We start from the raw sequence: 17114 nt of genomic DNA on the forward strand, positions 1-17114 counted from the left end.
ATAGCGAGCTGGGTTGTCGTAGTGGATGGGGTAGAACCCAACAAAAGCAGAATTCAAATAAACGTATTTATAAATATATTGTGACTGTGTGGCTTTTAACTAGTGGCTTTTAAATAAGCATCACTGTCTGGTGCAAAGGTGGAGTATATAGGTAGTAACGCGCCACCCAAGGCTCGTGCATCAAAACCAATGTTTCCGCATATTATGGTGGGTTTAGACAGCCCTTCCCAATTGTCAGTATGGCAAGCATGGCGAATTGCGTCGACCAGGTAAGTGGTGGCTTTTGCCGGGATGCGGCCATCGATAATCACACCTTCTGGATCAACAAAGGCACAGCCAGAGGCGATTGCATAGGCAATGGCCAAAGCCGCTTTGTCTGCCCAGCGGGTATAAACCAGCCATGTTTCTGGGTTTATTTCACTGGCGCCCTCAAGAAAGATCTTGGCCAGTCCTAGCTGGCTGAGTTCCTGGTCTAGGTGATACAGGGAGGCGTCTGCGATGAGCTGTTTACTGCTGCTCAGGGGTATGGAACCCATAGCGCCAGCATTGGTGTTATGCCCTGCGTATATTTGGTTATTTAAGACCAAGCCACCACCGATAAATGTACCGACATAAAAATATAAAAAGCTCTGCCACTTATGCGGGTTGCCAAAGGTTAGCTCGGCAATGCAAGCTGCGGTAGCGTCATTGGTGAGTGTGGTTGGAATCGTAGTGAGTGCCGCAATCTCTGCGCGAATATTGATGTTGGCCCACGATTTGCGCGCTTCTATCGGGCCTTTAAGCTCTCCCGCCCAGCCATCCATCGAATAGGGCGCCGCCACGCCAATGCCAAGAACCTTTGTATGTTGTTCAGCGGTGAGGCTGCCAAGTATATGATCCAAGCTCCGTTTAATATGGTAAAAAACTTCCTTGGGCTCTGGAAAAGCATAATTGTAAGATAAACGTGAGCGCACCTCTCCGGTAAAGCCAACCAATAATACTTCCAACGAACTGCGACCAATTTTGATGCCTATGCTTAACGCACCATCTGGATTGAGCCGATAAGGCGTAGAGGGTTGGCCTTTGCCACCGCGACGCTTTTCTCCTGCCAGTAATAAATCTTGTTCTTCCAGCCGATTGATTATTATCGTGGCTGTTTGTGGCGTGAGGTTGGTTGCTTTGGCAATGTCGGCTTTGGTTATCCCCCGGGTTTCACGAATAATGGCCAGAATGCGCCGCTCATTATATTGGCGCATGCCGGTCTGATTCGTGCCAGCATTGCGCAATTGGGGGTTTTCCAAATTCATAGTGTTATATGTAACTCGCGTCTTTGTGAACAACCTGATCAACACCCGTGATCATGGATACAATTTCATTGCCATCTGTTTCAGCGGTCAATTTATCGCCAACAATTCGCCCTTGGCGAAAAACAATAATTCGGTCAACTAAATTAAATACTTGGCGTAAATTGTGGCTAATCAGAATCAGGGGTGTGCCCTTCTCTTTCAAGCCACGAATGATGTTTTCCACGCGGGTCGATTCTTGAATACCTAAGGCGGCAGTGGGTTCATCCATAATGATGAGCTTATCGCCCCATCCCGCTGCGCGGCTAATTGCGACACATTGGCGCTGTCCGCCAGACATGCCTCTTAAAGATTGGCTAAGATCAGGAATCTTAACACCTGTTTTTTGTAATAGCTCTTGAGACTCCGCCAACATAGCCTTTTTGTCCATCCAGCTAAATGGACCAAAGTCGAACTTGGTGAGTTCTCGGCCTAAAAATATATTGGTTGGTACATCCAATTCGTCAGCCAGTGCCAGATTTTGGTAGACCGTTTCGATGCCTGCATCACGCGCTTCTAAGGGTGAAGCAAAGTCAACTTCTTCACCGTAGAATTTTACGCTGCCGCGGGTACGCCGTTCAACACCGGTAAGGTTACGCACAAAAGTGGATTTTCCGGCACCATTATCACCTACGATGGCCACATGCTCGCCGGGCGCTAAGATAAAATCAGCATCGTTGAGGGCATGCACGCCGCCATAGTGTTTGGTAAGGCCGCTAATCTCTAAAACGGGATGGGTCATATCTGCCTCCAATGGGCTAAATGTTTCTGTTGAGCTGAGAATGCCGACGAAAGGCACCCCTGTCAATTATTAAGTAAAATTGATTTAATAATTGACAGGGGTGATACAAATGAGCAATGATTCTGTCAGGCCATCTAAATGCCGCAAATACCTGTTCAGCAAATTATATTTTGTAGTTGGCGCCACAGGACGAAAATAAAAACATATCGGAGTATCGATGATGAGCATGAAAATGAATAAATTAATTGGCGCAATCGCCGCAAGCGCTTTGTTGTCTGGCGCAGTCTATGCAGAGTCTATTGGTTATATTACCAAGTCAGCGACTAACTCTGGTTGGATGATGATTAACCAGGGCGCGGCTGATGCAGCGAAAGAGGCAGGCGTTGACCTTATAACAGTAGGACCTACTTTCCAGGGTGACCTGTCTAGTCAGCTAGAAGTGTTTGAAAACCTGTTGGCTCAAGGCATTAAAGCCATTGCCATTGCACCTGTTGATTCCTCAGGCATTGCGCCTGCAGTAAAAGATGCCATGGACGCTGGTGTGGCTGTTGTGGCCATCGACACGGGTGTAAACGGCGCGGCTGTAACGTCATTCGTTGCCACCGATAACTATGCTGTTGCCAAGGTTCAAGGCGCTTATGCCGCTACGTTAGTAAATGATGGCGATGCTATTGTTTATGTAACGGGTAACCAAGCTCAAAGCACGGGTCAAGAGCGCCGTAATGGCTTCACCGAAGCATTCAAAACAGCGCGTCCAAACAGTGAAATTTTAGAAGTACCGACTGAATGGAACTCTGCCCAAGCTCAAGAAGGCGTTGAAGCTATTCTCAATGCGCGTAACGATATTAAGATGGTCGCAAACGCATGGGATGGCGGCACTATGGGCGCTAAAGCTGCAATGGAAAACCTAGGCTTGTCTGCTGGTGACGTGTTGCTGGTTGGTTTTGATGGCGCAACCGATGCCGTTGAAGCAATGGAAGCTGGTTGGGTACATGCCGATACAGCGCAGATGTTGTATCAAATGGGTTATCAAGGCATTAAAGCGGCTGTTGATGCATCAAACGGAAAAACAGTATCTGCCCGTATCGATACTGGTTTCTTCTTGGTAACACCTACGACTGCTCAAGCTTACAAAGACCTGGTTGGTATTAAGTAAATCATAATAAACTTAGTTTATGTAGCATGATAATAGAGCCCGGCGATGCTGGGCTCTTTTATAATTGGAGAAGAGATGAACGTGTTGAGTTTACAAGATAAAGCAATAACCCACCTAGTTTCTTTCTTTCGCAAAGAATGGTCTGGGGCTCTATTAGCTATATTGATTTTATCCATTGCGATTGAAATGGTAACGTCTGGAAAACCATTTTTTCACCCTACAAATATCATGACCATTCTCAATAACTCTGCAGCAATTGGCGTCGTGGCGGGTGGCATGACATTAGTGATATTGGCCGCTGGAATCGATCTATCCGTTGGCGCAGTAATGGGTATGGTTGCTGCGGTAACAGGTTATATAGCCAGTTACTGGGGACTGCCACCCGGTATAGCAATTTTTTGCGGCTTGGCTTTAGGTGGCTTGATTGGAGCAATACATGGCTCATTAATCGCCTATTTAGGCATGCCGGCATTTATCGTCACCCTAGCAGGACTTTCGGTCTGGCGAGGCAGTGCTCACCTGTCTACAGGCGCTCAGGCAACACCAAAATTACCAGCTACTTTTGACCTGTTTGGTCGATACAACCCGTTTGCCGGATTGCGCGAACAGTTTCAAGCTGGTGAGCTTTCGGGCCTAATGGAGTCGCTTGGCGGGTTTGTGGATGCCAATTGGATGGGCTTCTTTCGCACATTTCAGATGAGCATGATCATCTTCATCGTATTTTTTATTCTGCTAGCTGTAGTCGTTTCCAATATGAGATTGGGGCGATACATCTATGCTATCGGCAGTAATGAACAAGGCTCTCGGCAAGCGGGCATCAACACCCGATTGTATACGTTATACACCTATGTCCTCTGTTCTATGGGCGCAGCCTTCGGTGCATTGTTGTTTCTCGGTCGCGCACCTTACGCCAAGTCAGATTATGGGCAAATGTGGGAGCTAAATGCCATCGCCGCGGTCGTCATTGGCGGCACGTCACTGTTTGGTGGGCGAGGCACCGTGATTGGTACCTTTATGGGCGTGGTGCTTATTAAGCTCATTAACAATGGCCTGACCTTGGCTCAGCTTGAAACCTTCTGGCAGATGGTGGTAACCGGCCTTATTATTTTAGTTGCTGTGGGTATCGACATTGTCCGGCAGTCAAAATCCGCTGTTAAGGTACAACAGATGTTGGGTGTGGTGGCGATCGTGTTGGCTCTGTTCGCAGCCCTGACACCATTGTCTGCGTTGATTAGCTCGCTGATTAGTCTACATGAGCACAATTCGATGGTCGCCATGCAGCAAGCTGGGGCCAATATGGTGTCCTACCACTATGTAAGGTTGTTAGATGAAGTTGGTGTGCACAATCTACACACCATTATTTCAGGCACCTGGATGATAAGCCTTGCGCTGCTGGCTTTAGTGGCCGGTGCGGTGGTGACGGTGGTTAAATTACACAAAACCCTGTCCTTTGCCATGGGCGGTATTTTTGTCGTATCAGCACTGGCACTGATTGCTTCCGATATGGCCGCAGCCGCACCACTGCTGATTTTAGGCGCGTTTGCAATGGCGGGTCTGCCTACAGTGCCCTATATGTTTGAACGAGCCAGAGCGTTAGATAGCGCCAACGGCTGATTATCTGTTCTGGTTAAGCCCTTGTAGGCATGATAACTGTGCAAGGGCAGTAAAGAGGGAGTGCATGCGCTGCCTCTTTACGGTTCGACTCGCCAGATCCGTCTCAACCAGCCCATCACGGTATTTAGCGCCATCTGCTGAGCTATATTGATCTATTGGCATACAACTCCCCCCTAAGAACATAATCATTGTTTAGATCTAATTTATCCTGCCGAGTTGGCGCAACAGGTGCTTGATATGGCCTCGAGCGTAACCAGTGTTGTGCGGCTACATCAATATCAGGTTAGCGAAGTCTCAGGCATTAGCCGTCAGTTTACTTAAACGTAATTTAGTCGCTCATCAAGCGTTGTTGGTTGACCCAGTCTTTGGGCAAATTATAAATGGCTTGCGGGGGTCATGGGGTTTTAAAACTCGAGATACAGTTGTACAGCAGTCATATCTATCAGAAGTGTTGTAGAAGTAACTGGGGAAAGGTCTGTATAGCAACATGAAAAGGCGCCCTAAGGGCTTAGAATGGTGCGGACGGAGAGACTCGAACTCTCACACCTTGCGGTACCAGAACCTAAATCTGGCGTGTATACCAATTTCACCACGTCCGCATAAAACGAAGTGAGCGCATAGTAATTAGTTTTTTCTTACATATCAAGCGCTTGCACGAATATTCTTCTTGTTATCGCGTTTACCTCAGGCTTATTTGAGCGGCCTATTCGCCTCCACAGGGCACCGCCGCGCATTACTGCTGCTCCGGGTGAGGGGGCGTCTTAAACCCAGCGGAGTTGTCGTTGAGGCCTGCCTTAAAGGGTGAAATGTCGATGGCGAAGCCCAAGACCCCCACGGCTTGTTGATCTTCACCCTGTAATGGATAGCGTTCGATGCGTACCCATTTTGCTGCTTGGCCGCTGAAGTCCAAGCGCAGGTCAAGTTTCTGCGCCATGCCGGTGGCCAGAGCCGCCTCATCGGCAGCCACAAAGGTGCTCACCAATTGGGCATTGAGTAGGTCGGCATCGGTCTTACCCTTTGGTTCTTGGCCATTAGCCCATTGCTGAACAAAGGCATGGTTGGCGACCAGATATCGTCCAAGCCGATCTTTAAGCCAAACGGGAAAAGGCAGGTTTTGCACTAGGGACTGAAGAATAATGTGGTCGTCGCGCAGTTGCTTGCTGGTGTCGAGCATATCCTTGGCCTGGATCAGGGCATTTTGTAAGTGTTTTTGATCGTTTTGCGCCAGTAACAGGGTGATGTGGGCGTACACCCTGAGCGCAATCAGTAAAAAGACCAGGCTGATCAGCGCCATCACCATGGTCAATATGCTGCTGGCTAGGCCCAACTTAGCGTTGAACAACCAGACGCTTGCCATTAGAAACAGGCCCGCACAAAAACCGACGGACACCAGCATTAGCAGCGGGCTCTTATAGGGCAGGCTCGGTTTGGCGATTGGCAGGGGGGATTTGAGCGTTTGAGGCATAACCGGCTTCACTATAAAGGCTAAAGAAACGTGCCCCCCGAAACCCAAGGGATCGAGCAGCACGTACATTGCTTTAGAGTATAGATCATCTTCGGCCGAGTCGCGGGGCTGCCGCGACGGCTATTTAATGCGCTTGTACTTCAGGCGTTTAGGGCCTTCATTGCCGTGACGTTTGCGGTGGTCGGCGTCGTATTCGGTAAAGTTGCCTTCAAAAAAGACCGCCTTAGAATCGCCTTCGAAGGCCAATATATGCGTTGCGATACGGTCGAGAAACCAGCGATCGTGGGAAATGACGATGGCCACGCCGGGAAAGGCCAAGATCGCCTCTTCCAGTGCGCGCAAGGTTTCAATATCCAGATCGTTGGTCGGCTCATCGAGCATGACCACGTTGCCACCTTCTTGCAGCACCTTGGCTAGAAATAACCGATTGCGCTCGCCACCGGAGAGGTTCTTAACAAACTTCTGCTGGTCGCCGCCCTTGAAGTTAAATCGGCCCAGATAGGCTCGCGATGAGGTTTCATAGGTACCGATGGTAATGGTGTCCATGCCGCCGGAGATCTCTTCCCAGACCGTATTGTCGCCATTGAGTTCGCGTAACTGGCCAACGTAAGCCGGCTTGACGGTTTCACCGATGCGAATCGTGCCATCATCGGGTTGCTGCGTGCCGGCGATCATATTAAACAGAGTCGATTTACCCGCACCGTTGCCGCCGATAATACCGACGATGGCACCCGGTGGGATAACAAAGTTGAGATCCTCATAGAGCAATCGGCCATCGAAGGACTTACTCACGCCTTCGGCTTCAATCACGATATCGCCCAAGCGTGGTCCAGGTGGGATATACATCTCATTGGTTTCATTGCGCGCTTGAAACTCTTGCGAATTCATTTCTTCAAACTGCTTGAGGCGAGCCTTAGACTTGGATTGACGGCCTTTGGAGCCCTGACGCACCCACTCCAGTTCGGCTTTCATGGCCTTACTGTGGGCTGACTGCTGCTTCGATTCGACGTCCAGACGCTGTTGCTTGTTTTCGAGCCATTGGCTGTAATTGCCTTCAAACGGGATGCCCTGTCCGCGGTCGAGCTCGAGGATCCAGCCGGCGACATTATCGAGGAAGTAACGGTCGTGGGTAATGGCGACCACGGTGCCGGTAAACTCGTGTAGGAAGCGTTCTAGCCAAGCCACTGATTCCGCATCGAGGTGGTTGGTCGGCTCGTCGAGTAACAACATATCGGGGTTGGACAGCAGTAATCGGCACAGTGCGACTCGGCGGCGTTCGCCGCCAGACAGATGTTCGACCCGGGCGTCCCAAGGTGGCAGACGCAGGGCATCGGCGGCTATTTCCAAACGGGTCTCGGTGTTGTGACCGTCGGCGGCATTGATGATGTTTTCCAGTTCCTGTTGCTTCTGGGCTAACTTGTCAAAATCAGCATCCGGTTCGGCATAGGCTGCGTATACTGCATCAAGTTCTACCTGGGCATTTTTAAGACCGCTGAGCGCCTCTTCCACTATCTCACGTACCGACTTGCTGTTATCCAGCTCTGGTTCTTGCGGTAGATAGCCAATCTTCAAGCCTGGCTGGGGGCGCGCTTCGCCGAGGATTTCGGTGTCGAGGCCGGCCATGATGCGCAGCAATGTAGACTTACCGGAGCCGTTTAGACCCAAGACGCCAATTTTCGCGCCGTGATAGAAAGATAGGGAGATATTTTTCAGGATTTCTCGTTTCGGCGGGACGATCTTGCCGACGCGATTCATGGTAAATACGTATTGAGCCACCGAAGGATCCTTGTCTGAAAAATAGGTGAGCAATTTTAATGGATGCGCGGGTGTAAGTCACTTCAATGCTATAAATAGTCCGCTGCCGTCGTTTGATTGCAGCGAAAGCATAACAATTTAACAACATACGACTAAATAAGCCCTTTTTCTGGGATTGCGCGTGGGTTTGTGTAAAATACGCCGTCTTCCTGACCGGTAAAATGCCTGGCAAAGCCTGGTTGTTATATCGATTTTTACGAAGCCCTAGTTATGGTCTGCGGTTGCGGTGTCTTAACTGAGGCTTCCAACACATTGGAGAGTCTAATGTTTGAAAAAACCATGAATATTGCCGATTACGATGCCGACCTGTGGCAGGCAATGGAAGCGGAACGTGTGCGTCAGGAAGAGCATATAGAATTGATCGCCTCAGAGAACTACACCTCGCCGCGCGTTATGGAGGCCCAGGGGTCTCAGCTGACCAATAAATATGCCGAAGGTTATCCCGGTAAGCGTTATTACGGCGGTTGTGAACACGTCGATGTGGTCGAGCAACTGGCCATCGATCGGGCCAAAGAGCTGTTTGGCGCGGAATTTGCCAACGTCCAGCCTCACTCCGGTTCACAGGCCAATGGCGCGGTCTATATGGCCCTGTGTAAGCCTGGCGATACTATCCTCGGCATGAGTCTGGCGCACGGTGGTCACCTGACCCACGGTGCATCAGTGTCCTTCTCTGGCCGAATCTACAACGCGGTTCAGTACGGTCTGAATACCGATACCGGTGAAATCGATTACGACCAGGTTGACGCTCTAGCCCGTGAGCATAAGCCAAAGATGATCGTAGCCGGCTTTTCAGCTTACTCACTGATCGTCGACTGGGCGCGTTTTCGTGCCATTGCCGACGAAGTGGGTGCCTTCCTGTTCGTCGACATGGCGCACATTGCCGGCCTAGTCGCGGCGGGTGTCTACCCGAGCCCGATGCCGTTCGCCGATGTGGTCACCACCACCACCCATAAAACATTGGGCGGCCCGCGCGGCGGCCTGATCCTGGCGCACAACGATGAGGCTTTGAACAAGAAGTTGAACTTTGCCGTCTTCCCTGAAAGTCAGGGCGGCCCGTTGATGCACGTTATTGCCGGCAAGGCCGTCTGCTTTAAAGAAGCAATGGAGCCTGAATTCAAGCTGTATCAAGCCCAGGTGGTTAAGAATGCCAAGGCGATGGCGGCGGCCTTTATGGCGCGCGGTATCCGCATTGTCTCCAACGGCACTGAAGATCACTTGTTTTTGGTCGATTTGATCGGCAAATCTTACTCGGGCAAAGACGCTGATGCGGCCTTGGGTTTGGCGAACATTACCGTCAACAAGAACTCGGTACCCAATGATCCGCGCTCACCTTTTGTAACCTCGGGTCTGCGCATTGGTACGCCATCGATCACGCGCCGCGGTTTTAATGAGGCCGAAGCGACCCAGTTGACCAATTGGATCTGTGATGTGCTGGATGCGCTGGAAACGGGCAACGCCGATGCGATGATCGCTGAAGTCAAAGCCAAGGTGATTGCGATCTGCGCTTCCTTGCCAGTCTATCGCTAAGAGAGCCTAAGGCGCGCCGTCTAGGCGGATCTCGCCGATAAAAAAACCAGTCTATTTAGGCTGGTTTTTTTTGCGCCGATGTTACTCAAGCAGCCTGTCGAGCGACCCTAGGCCTGAAATAAGAAGTTACGAATCAGGTCCTTACCGCCTTCGGTGGCAAAGGATTCCGGATGAAATTGAATCCCATAGATCGGGTAATCGATATGTTGTACGGCCATAATCTCAAAGTCCGCGTCGCTCTGCAGCTGACTGCGGTCGTCGAAATCGGCGGCGGCCAGGGCACCCACGGCCGAGGTTACGCGCAGGCAATCGGGTAGGGTTTTCGGATTGGCGATCAGCGAATGATAGCGCATGACCTCTAATTGGTCGGGGACACCGGTGAAGAGCCCACGCTGGTCGTGCTGGATGGGGCTAACCTTGCCATGCATCGGCACCGGCGCCTTGATGATATGCCCGCCAAAGCTGTGCACTATGCCTTGCATGCCCAGGCAAACGCCCAGCAATGGTGTGGTCGGACCCAGGGTACGAATTACCTCGGTGCAAACGCCAAAGTAACGCTCATCGTCGGGTGAGCCAGGCCCAGGTGAAATAATAATTCGGTCCGGTCGCAGTTCTTGGATCTGGGCCAGGCTCAGTTCATCGTTGCGTTTGACGCTCACCTTGAACTCACCTAGGTCGCCTCGGCTCTGCGCGGAGGACAGTATTTCACCTATATATTGATACAGATTGAAGGTGAAAGAATCGTAATTGTCGATGATCAGTACGTTCATGTTGGCTTACCTTATAGCACCCGGGGTCACACGGACACCGGGTCGGAATTATTAGCCCGGTCGATGACCGGTTGGTTGAGTGCTCGGAGCGCGAGTTGTTAGCTTGGCTCGGGCGTCATAAATTGCTCCAAGACCTTGCGCGTGCCGGCAAACTTGCGTTGAATTTCTTCGTACTCATCGTCGGGGTTGGAGTCGTACACATTGCCGCCGCAGGTTTGCACATAAGCCTGGTCGCCATTGGCGAAGATGGTGCGAATGGGAATAGCAAAGGTGCAGTCGCCATTGAAAGAAAAGTGCCCGACCGCGCCACCGTAGGGACCGCGTCCGTCGGACTCCAGGTCGTTGATGATTTTCATCGCCTCAATCTTCGGTGCCCCGGTTAGGGTGCCGGCCGGAAAGTTGCTCGCCAAGGCGCTGAACATATCCTCTTGCTCGGCGATAATGCCGACGATCTCACTGGAGATGTGCTGCACATGGCTGAAACGTTTGATGTCCATCAGACTGCGCACCTTGACGGTGCCAAAGCGTGCCACCCGGCCAATATCGTTGCGGTGCAGATCGACAATCATATTGTGCTCGGCGATCTCTTTGGGATCGTTCAATAAGGCGCGCGCGAGCAGGGTGTCGCCTTCCGGCGTCGTGCCGCGCAGGGTGGTGCCGGCCAACGGAAAGGTCTCCATTTCACCTTGACGCAGACGGAACAGCAGTTCTGGGCTGGCCCCGATCAGTTTTTGGGCGCCAAACTTAACGTAGTACATCTGCGGCGAGGGGTTCACGTCGCGCAGTTTTTCATAGAGGTTGATGGTGTCGCCATCCAGGCTGAAATACTTCTTGAACCCGACCTCGGTTTGGAAGATTTTGCCATCGATTATGTCTTGCTTAACCTTGAGCACGGCGGCGCGATGCTGTTCGCGTGACATGCTGTCGCCGGTGGCCGTGACCGTCAAGGGGCCATTGCCTGGGTAGCTGCTGGCAAGCAATTGCGTCACCCGATCGATGCGGTTGTTGTCGTAATAAAAATAGAACACCTCCCCGGTCATCTTGTCGCACACCAGGCCGTCCTTATAGAGGCCAAAACGGAAGGCATCGAACAGCTCACTGGTTTGAATATCGAGCTTGGCTTCAAAATAGTTCATCGCATCGTAACCCAAGTAGCCGGTCAGGCCGCCGGCGTACATGCGCGAAATAATATCCTGTGGCATCAGCGTGCGCAGCAGCTCATATGGATTGTCACTCTGATAATGGACCTGGGAGCCGTCGCGCTCGGTAATGGTTAGTTGATCGCCATTGGCGAAGATCACCTTTTCGGGGTCGAAGCCAATAATGCTGTGCCGGGCGATATGGCTGTCCTCACCGAGCGATTCGAGAATAAAACAGTTGTCATAGGCCTTATCGACTTTTTTGAACAGTTCAAAGAAATCGCAGTGGTCGGCGACCTTGAGATATTGCGGCTTGCGCGGCAGGGTAAATTTTAACGGTTGCACCATGGCAGTATCAGTCATCCTTAAGAGCCCTGGCGCCGCGCGAAACCGTCGCGATACCAACGCCGAGTTGTTCGGCAATTTTACGTTGCGGTACACCTTGAACCAACATCCGGAAGATCTGCAGTCGTTTGACTATTTCCTCATATTCGGACGGTGTTAACAGCTGCTCAAGGCAATGGGCCATCTCGGTCCGGCTTTGCGCGGTCAAGAGATGGTCGAGTAATGCGATCTGTTCGGGATTGTTTGTATTCATGTACTAGTATGCTATAACATTTTGCGCTAGAGTCAACTCTAGTTTTCACGCATCGATTCGGTGTTAAACTGGCGCGCGCTTTTTCGCATGGGATATTAAACGGAATGCCAGCATGTTGTTGATGATCGATAATTATGACTCCTTCACCTATACCCTGGTGAACTATCTGGAGTCGCTGTCGATTGAGGTTGTGGTCAAGCTTAACGATGAGATCGATCTGGCCGGTATTGCGGCCTTGGCCCCGGACCAGATAATGATTTCGCCGGGTCCGGGTACGCCCGATCAGGCCGGCATATCGCTCGCCGCGATCCGACACTTTGGCGCGGCGCTGCCGATCTTTGGCGTTTGCCTAGGTTGTCAGGCGTTGGGTCAGGTGTTTGGCGCCAAGGTGGTGCGGGCCAAGCAGGTTATGCACGGTAAAACGTCGGCCATCCATCATCGCCAACAGGGCGTATTTGCCGGTCTGCCGTCACCCTTTAATGCCACGCGCTATCATTCTCTGGCCCTGGAGCAACACTCCATTCCCGACTGTCTTGAGGTCACGGCCTGGACCGAAGATGCCCAGGGTTCGCTAGACGAAATAATGGCGATCCGGCACACTGAATTGCGCTTAGAAGCCGTCCAGTTCCATCCCGAGTCGATTTTAACCGAACAGGGTCTGGCGCTATTAAGCAATTTTGTCACCCGATAACCGGTCAGGGCGGTTCCTGGCCACAGCGAGGCTTTATGGATATTAAACAAGCACTGGAGCGTATTGCCGGTCACGGTCACCTCAGCCAACCGGAAATGAGCGATGTGATGCGTTCCATTATGACCGGTGCATGCAGCGATGCGCAGATTGGCGCTTTTCTCATGGGCTTGCGCATGAAGGGTGAGACGGTTGAGGAAATCACCGGCGCGGTGACCGTGATGCGTGAACTGTCGACCAAAGTACCGGTAACCGCCGACCACCTAGTGGACACCTGTGGTACCGGCGGCTCGGGGCAAAAACTCTTCAATGTCTCAACCGCCAGCGCCTTTGTCGCGGCTGCGGCCGGCGCGCATGTTGCCAAGCACGGTAATAGAGGTGTGTCCTCGACCTTTGGCAGCGCCGACCTGCTCGAGGCGGCCGGTGTCGAGCTGGCCTTGCCACCAAGTGCCATAGCCCGGGCGATCGAAACGATCGGCGTCGGCTTTATGTTTGCCCAAGCGCATCACAGTGCCATGCGCTATGCCATGGGCCCGCGCAAAGAACTGGGCATGCGCACCATCTTTAATATGCTCGGCCCGCTGACCAATCCCGCCGGTGTAACGCGGCAAGTGGTCGGCGTCTTTAACGCTGAGCTCTGCGAACCGCTCGCCCTAGCGCTAAAACAGCTCGGCAGTGAGCATGTTATGGTGGTGCATTCGTTGGACGGTCATGACGAGTTCAGCCTGTCCGCGGCAACCTTCGTTGCGGAGCTGAAGGACGGTCAGGTGAACACCTACACCGTGGCGCCGGAAGATTTTGGCTTGGCGACGCAGGCCATGGTCGGCTTATCGGCCGACGGCGTGGCCGGCAGTTTGGCGCTGATCCAGGCGGTGTTCGATGGCTCTGGCGATGAGGTCAGTAACCGCGCCGCCGACCTGATTGCACTCAATGCCGGGGCCGCCATCTATGTTTCCGGTGTGGCCACCAGCTTTGCACACGGCGTTAGCATGGCCGAAGACGCCATTGCTTCAGGCCTGGCGCGCGAGAAGTTGCGCGAATTCGCTCAGTTCAGTCAGAGTGCCGGCTAGCCCTATAATGGGTCGCGCTCGGCCCACCCTATTGACCTCTATTTTTGGTAACCCAATGAACAACAGACCGACCATTTTGAATGAAATCCTGGATCGTAAAGTGCAGGAAGTGCAGCAGCGCAAACGTATTAAGTCGATGCGCGACCTGGAACAGGAATTTGACCGCTATGCGCCGCCGCGCGGCTTTACCCAGGCATTGCTCAATAAAATTGACCAAGGCCAGGCGGCGGTTATCGCCGAAATTAAAAAGGCGTCACCGAGCAAGGGTGTCTTGCGTGAGCCCTTTATTCCCCAGGCCATCGCCGAAAGTTATGAGCGCGGCGGGGCGGCCTGCCTGTCGGTGTTGACCGATGCAGATTTCTTCCAGGGCCACGAAGACTATCTGATTCAAGTCCGCGAGACTGTCGGCCTGCCGGTGATCCGCAAAGACTTCTTGATTCACCCCTACCAGATCGCCGAAGCCAAGGCGATCGGCGCCGACTGTGTGCTATTGATTGTCTCGGCGTTGGATCCCATTCAGCTACGCGATTTGCATGCGCAGGCTATCGCATACGGTATGGAGGTGTTGATCGAGGTGCACGATGCTTCCGAGCTGCGCGTGGCCTTGACGGTCGACAACCGCCTGATTGGGGTCAATAACCGTAACCTGCACACCTTTGAGGTGTCCCTGCAGACGACACTGGATCTGAAGGAAATGCTCGACCCCGAGCGTTTGCTGGTGACCGAGAGCGGCATCCTCAGTGGCGCCGATGTCCGTCTGATGCGCGATAACCAGATAAACGCCTATTTGGTTGGCGAAGCCTTTATGCGCGCCGATCAACCGGGTGACAAACTTGCCGAACTTTTTGGAGACTATTAATGCTACCGATCGTGCAAATTCTTCTGGTACTGGGGGTTGTTATGGCCCTGGTGCTCTTTATTACCTCTCGTAATCCGACCCAGGTCACGGCCGAGCAACAGGCCAGTTACAGTAAATGGTTCCGTATTCTGGTGCCGATCATGCTCATTGCCGCGGCCATCAAGTACTTTATCGGTTAGCGCGGGGCTCCGTCCGTTTGAGGGTATGGGGCTTTTATCGAGGCCAACAAAAAGCGCGCTCAGTTTGCACTGAGCGCGCTTTTTTTATGACCTACCGCGAGGCGGCGTGAGCCGCCGGCTGATCTATTCTGAACGACGACGCGGTGCTGGCTTGCGATCGCTGCTGCCGCTGGCATCACGACGTGGTGCTGGCTTGCGCTCTGCGCCGCCGGCTGGAGTCGACTCAGACCACTCACGGATATTCAATGGTCGTCCCTTAACCCGAGTCTTCTGCAGATGTTGCAGAATATCGGCCGGCATACCCTTGGGTAAGTCAACCAGGGTGAAGGTGTCCTTGATGGTGATGTTGTTGATGAAGCGACCTTCAATGCCGCCTTCATTGGCAATGGCACCAACGATGGAACCGGCTTCGACGCCATCTTGACGACCGATGTCGAGCCGGTAGGTGCTGGCATCATAGCTCAGTTCACGCTTACGACCGGGCGCACTGTCGGAGCGTGGGCGGCTTGGCCGGCTGTCGCCACGATCACCGCGATCATTGCGGTCATGGCTTTCGCGACTGCGCGCATGCACGACCGGATCTTTCGGGATCTGCAAAGGCTTGTCTTCTTGCGCCATCTTAGCCAGAGCGGCTGCGATGTCGAGGATATCGACCTCTTCGTCTTCGGCTTCGATCCAGCTGGTCACCATGGCTTTGAAATAATCCAAGGAGCCCTTTTCAACGAGCTCGGACACGCTGGCTTTGAACTGCTCCGCCCGGTATTCGCCCAACTGTGCCGCTGACGGCATCGGGTAATCTTTCAGGACCGACTTAGTAGCCCGTTCGATATCGCGCAAGATCCGCTGTTCACGTGGCTTAACAAAGAGGATCGCTTTACCACTGCGGCCGGCTCGACCAGTACGGCCAATACGATGGGTATAGGTCTCGACGTCGCCTGGGATATCCCAGTTGATGACGTGGGTGATCCGTTCGATGTCCAGGCCGCGCGCGGCAACGTCGGTCGCGATCAGGATGTCCAGCTTGCCGCCGCGCATTGAATTGAGTATGTCTTCACGTTGCTTCTGGGCAACTTCACCACTCAGGGCGGTGGCTGCATAGCCGCGTGCCGAGAGTTTTTCCGACAGGAACTGACACTCTACTCGAGTCCGCACGAAGATGATGATGGCATTCCATTCTTCCACTTCGAGCAAACGAGTTAGAGCTTCCAACTTGTCCAGACCCTGAGCACGCCAGACGAACTGATCGATGCGGCTTTGCTCTTGGCTGCTGGCCTTGATTTCAATCTTGATTGGATCTTTCTGATAACGGTCGGTGATGCGCTTGATCTGGCCGGGCATGGTGGCCGAAAACATCGCCGTCTGCTTTTCTTCTGGGGTGTGTTCCAGGATCCAGTTGATGTCTTCAATAAAGCCCATGCGCAACATCTCGTCGGCTTCGTCGAGGACCATATGCTTCAGATCGGACAGATCCAGGGTGCCACGACGCAAGTGGTCCATGACGCGGCCTGGTGTGCCGACGATAACTTGAGGATTCTGTTTTAACGCGCGTAACTGGTTACGCATGTCGGTGCCGCCGTAAATGGGCAGGACGTGAAAACCTTTCACGCCGCGGGCATAGACCTGGAAGGCTTCAGCAACCTGGATCGCCAACTCGCGCGTTGGACACAGAACCAGTGCCTGAGGGGTGTTGAGGCTGGTGTCGATCTTACACAGCAAGGGCAGTGAGAAGGCGGCGGTTTTGCCGGTTCCGGTCTGCGCCAAGCCGAGTACGTCACGGCCTTCCATCAGGGATTTAATAGCTTGGCTTTGAATCGGGGTTGGGCTTTCATAACCCAATGATTCCAGCGTGGCCAATATAGCAGGCGTTAGGCCCAGGTCGGCAAAGGTGATGTTTTCAGACATTTAAGATTCTCGATCAAATAAGTGCTGTACTCAATGTAAGCACTAAAGGGTGATTCCGGTGGCAGGCCATCCAGGTCGATTCCAGCGTCAAAGCTGGTGCGGTGTAAAATAAAACCGCGCAAAGGTGAAGGCAGGCTGCGCCCCGTGTCGCATCTGATTGCGAATAACCCTGTAGATCGTCATGAAAAACAAAATGCTCATTCCTGAGCTGCACAATTGCAGGCTGGGTCACCTTGGCGGCGCGGAGTATACAGATCCTGTATAAAAT

At 52.7% G+C, this 17114-nt stretch carries 15 protein-coding genes and 1 tRNA gene; 7 read left to right on the plus strand and 9 right to left on the minus strand.

Annotated elements, in window-relative coordinates; translation table 11 throughout:
- Positions 1 to 95: 95 nt before the first annotated feature.
- The gene (locus REIFOR_RS01945) at positions 96 to 1286 is read right to left on the minus strand and encodes an ROK family transcriptional regulator (RefSeq protein ID WP_100255961.1); all 1191 of its coding nucleotides are present in this window, start codon (positions 1284 to 1286) and stop codon (positions 96 to 98) included.
- A gap of 4 nt (positions 1287 to 1290) precedes the next feature.
- Complete coding sequence (locus REIFOR_RS01950) at positions 1291 to 2064, minus strand: ATP-binding cassette domain-containing protein (RefSeq protein ID WP_100255962.1); 774 nt, start codon at positions 2062 to 2064, stop codon at positions 1291 to 1293.
- Positions 2065 to 2281: 217 nt separating this feature from the next.
- Between REIFOR_RS01950 and REIFOR_RS01955 the strand changes: the two genes are divergently transcribed.
- Both REIFOR_RS01955 and REIFOR_RS01960 read left to right on the plus strand, forming a co-directional pair.
- Complete coding sequence (locus REIFOR_RS01955; protein WP_100255963.1) at positions 2282 to 3220, plus strand: sugar ABC transporter substrate-binding protein; 939 nt, start codon at positions 2282 to 2284, stop codon at positions 3218 to 3220.
- 75 nt (positions 3221 to 3295) lie between these two features.
- On the plus strand, positions 3296 to 4834 hold the full coding sequence (locus REIFOR_RS01960; protein WP_158524266.1) for an ABC transporter permease: 1539 nt from the start codon (positions 3296 to 3298) through the stop codon (positions 4832 to 4834).
- Positions 4835 to 5348: 514 nt separating this feature from the next.
- On the opposite strand, the gene REIFOR_RS01965 is transcribed toward REIFOR_RS01960, so the two are convergent.
- The 3 genes from REIFOR_RS01965 to ettA form a co-directional block, all read right to left on the minus strand.
- Positions 5349 to 5433: transfer RNA gene (locus REIFOR_RS01965), tRNA-Leu, on the minus strand.
- Positions 5434 to 5567: 134 nt separating this feature from the next.
- The gene (locus tag REIFOR_RS01970; protein WP_158524267.1) at positions 5568 to 6299 is read right to left on the minus strand and encodes a PAS domain-containing protein; all 732 of its coding nucleotides are present in this window, start codon (positions 6297 to 6299) and stop codon (positions 5568 to 5570) included.
- A gap of 120 nt (positions 6300 to 6419) precedes the next feature.
- Positions 6420 to 8075, minus strand: a complete 1656-nt coding sequence (gene ettA, locus REIFOR_RS01975) for an energy-dependent translational throttle protein EttA (RefSeq protein ID WP_100258667.1) — start codon at positions 8073 to 8075, stop codon at positions 6420 to 6422.
- A 303-nt stretch (positions 8076 to 8378) separates the two neighbouring features.
- On the opposite strand from ettA, the gene glyA reads away from it, so the two are divergent.
- A complete protein-coding gene (gene glyA, locus REIFOR_RS01980; protein ID WP_100255966.1) occupies positions 8379 to 9641 on the plus strand; it encodes a serine hydroxymethyltransferase in 1263 nt (420 codons plus the stop codon).
- A 107-nt stretch (positions 9642 to 9748) separates the two neighbouring features.
- Here the strand turns inward: glyA and REIFOR_RS01985 are convergent, their stop codons facing one another.
- The 3 genes from REIFOR_RS01985 to REIFOR_RS01995 all read right to left on the minus strand — a co-directional run bounded on the left by REIFOR_RS01985 (position 9749) and on the right by REIFOR_RS01995 (position 12148).
- The gene (locus tag REIFOR_RS01985; RefSeq protein WP_100255967.1) at positions 9749 to 10411 is read right to left on the minus strand and encodes an anthranilate synthase component II; all 663 of its coding nucleotides are present in this window, start codon (positions 10409 to 10411) and stop codon (positions 9749 to 9751) included.
- A gap of 98 nt (positions 10412 to 10509) precedes the next feature.
- Complete coding sequence (locus tag REIFOR_RS01990; protein WP_227003737.1) at positions 10510 to 11913, minus strand: anthranilate synthase component I family protein; 1404 nt, start codon at positions 11911 to 11913, stop codon at positions 10510 to 10512.
- Entirely contained in the window at positions 11906 to 12148 is a 243-nt protein-coding gene (locus REIFOR_RS01995) for a Trp family transcriptional regulator (RefSeq protein ID WP_100255968.1), read from the minus strand. The genes REIFOR_RS01990 and REIFOR_RS01995 overlap by 8 nt, the downstream gene beginning before the upstream one ends.
- A 112-nt stretch (positions 12149 to 12260) precedes the next feature.
- On the opposite strand from REIFOR_RS01995, the gene REIFOR_RS02000 reads away from it, so the two are divergent.
- The 4 genes from REIFOR_RS02000 to REIFOR_RS02015 are packed head-to-tail and all read left to right on the plus strand — an operon-like array spanning position 12261 to position 14944.
- Positions 12261 to 12839 (plus strand): anthranilate synthase component II, encoded by a 579-nt coding sequence (locus REIFOR_RS02000; RefSeq protein ID WP_100255969.1) that lies wholly within the window; start codon positions 12261 to 12263, stop codon positions 12837 to 12839.
- Between the two features lie 35 nt (positions 12840 to 12874).
- Positions 12875 to 13906, plus strand: coding sequence for an anthranilate phosphoribosyltransferase (trpD, locus tag REIFOR_RS02005; RefSeq protein ID WP_100255970.1), 1032 nt, complete (start codon positions 12875 to 12877; stop codon positions 13904 to 13906).
- Between the two features lie 55 nt (positions 13907 to 13961).
- Positions 13962 to 14765 carry an indole-3-glycerol phosphate synthase TrpC gene (gene trpC, locus REIFOR_RS02010; RefSeq protein WP_100255971.1) on the plus strand — a complete coding sequence of 268 codons (804 nt, stop codon included), beginning with the start codon at positions 13962 to 13964 and terminating at the stop codon, positions 14763 to 14765.
- The gene (locus REIFOR_RS02015; RefSeq protein ID WP_100255972.1) at positions 14765 to 14944 is read left to right on the plus strand and encodes a hypothetical protein; all 180 of its coding nucleotides are present in this window, start codon (positions 14765 to 14767) and stop codon (positions 14942 to 14944) included. The genes trpC and REIFOR_RS02015 overlap by 1 nt, the downstream gene beginning before the upstream one ends.
- Positions 14945 to 15067: 123 nt before the next feature.
- On the opposite strand, the gene REIFOR_RS02020 is transcribed toward REIFOR_RS02015, so the two are convergent.
- Positions 15068 to 16846: a DEAD/DEAH box helicase gene (locus REIFOR_RS02020; protein ID WP_100255973.1), complete on the minus strand. Its 1779-nt coding sequence runs from the start codon at positions 16844 to 16846 to the stop codon at positions 15068 to 15070.
- Between the last annotated feature and the right edge of the window lie 268 nt (positions 16847 to 17114).

The sequence above is a fragment of the Reinekea forsetii genome (genome assembly GCF_002795845.1).
GTDB classification, from domain to species: Bacteria; Pseudomonadota; Gammaproteobacteria; order Pseudomonadales; family Natronospirillaceae; genus Reinekea; species Reinekea forsetii.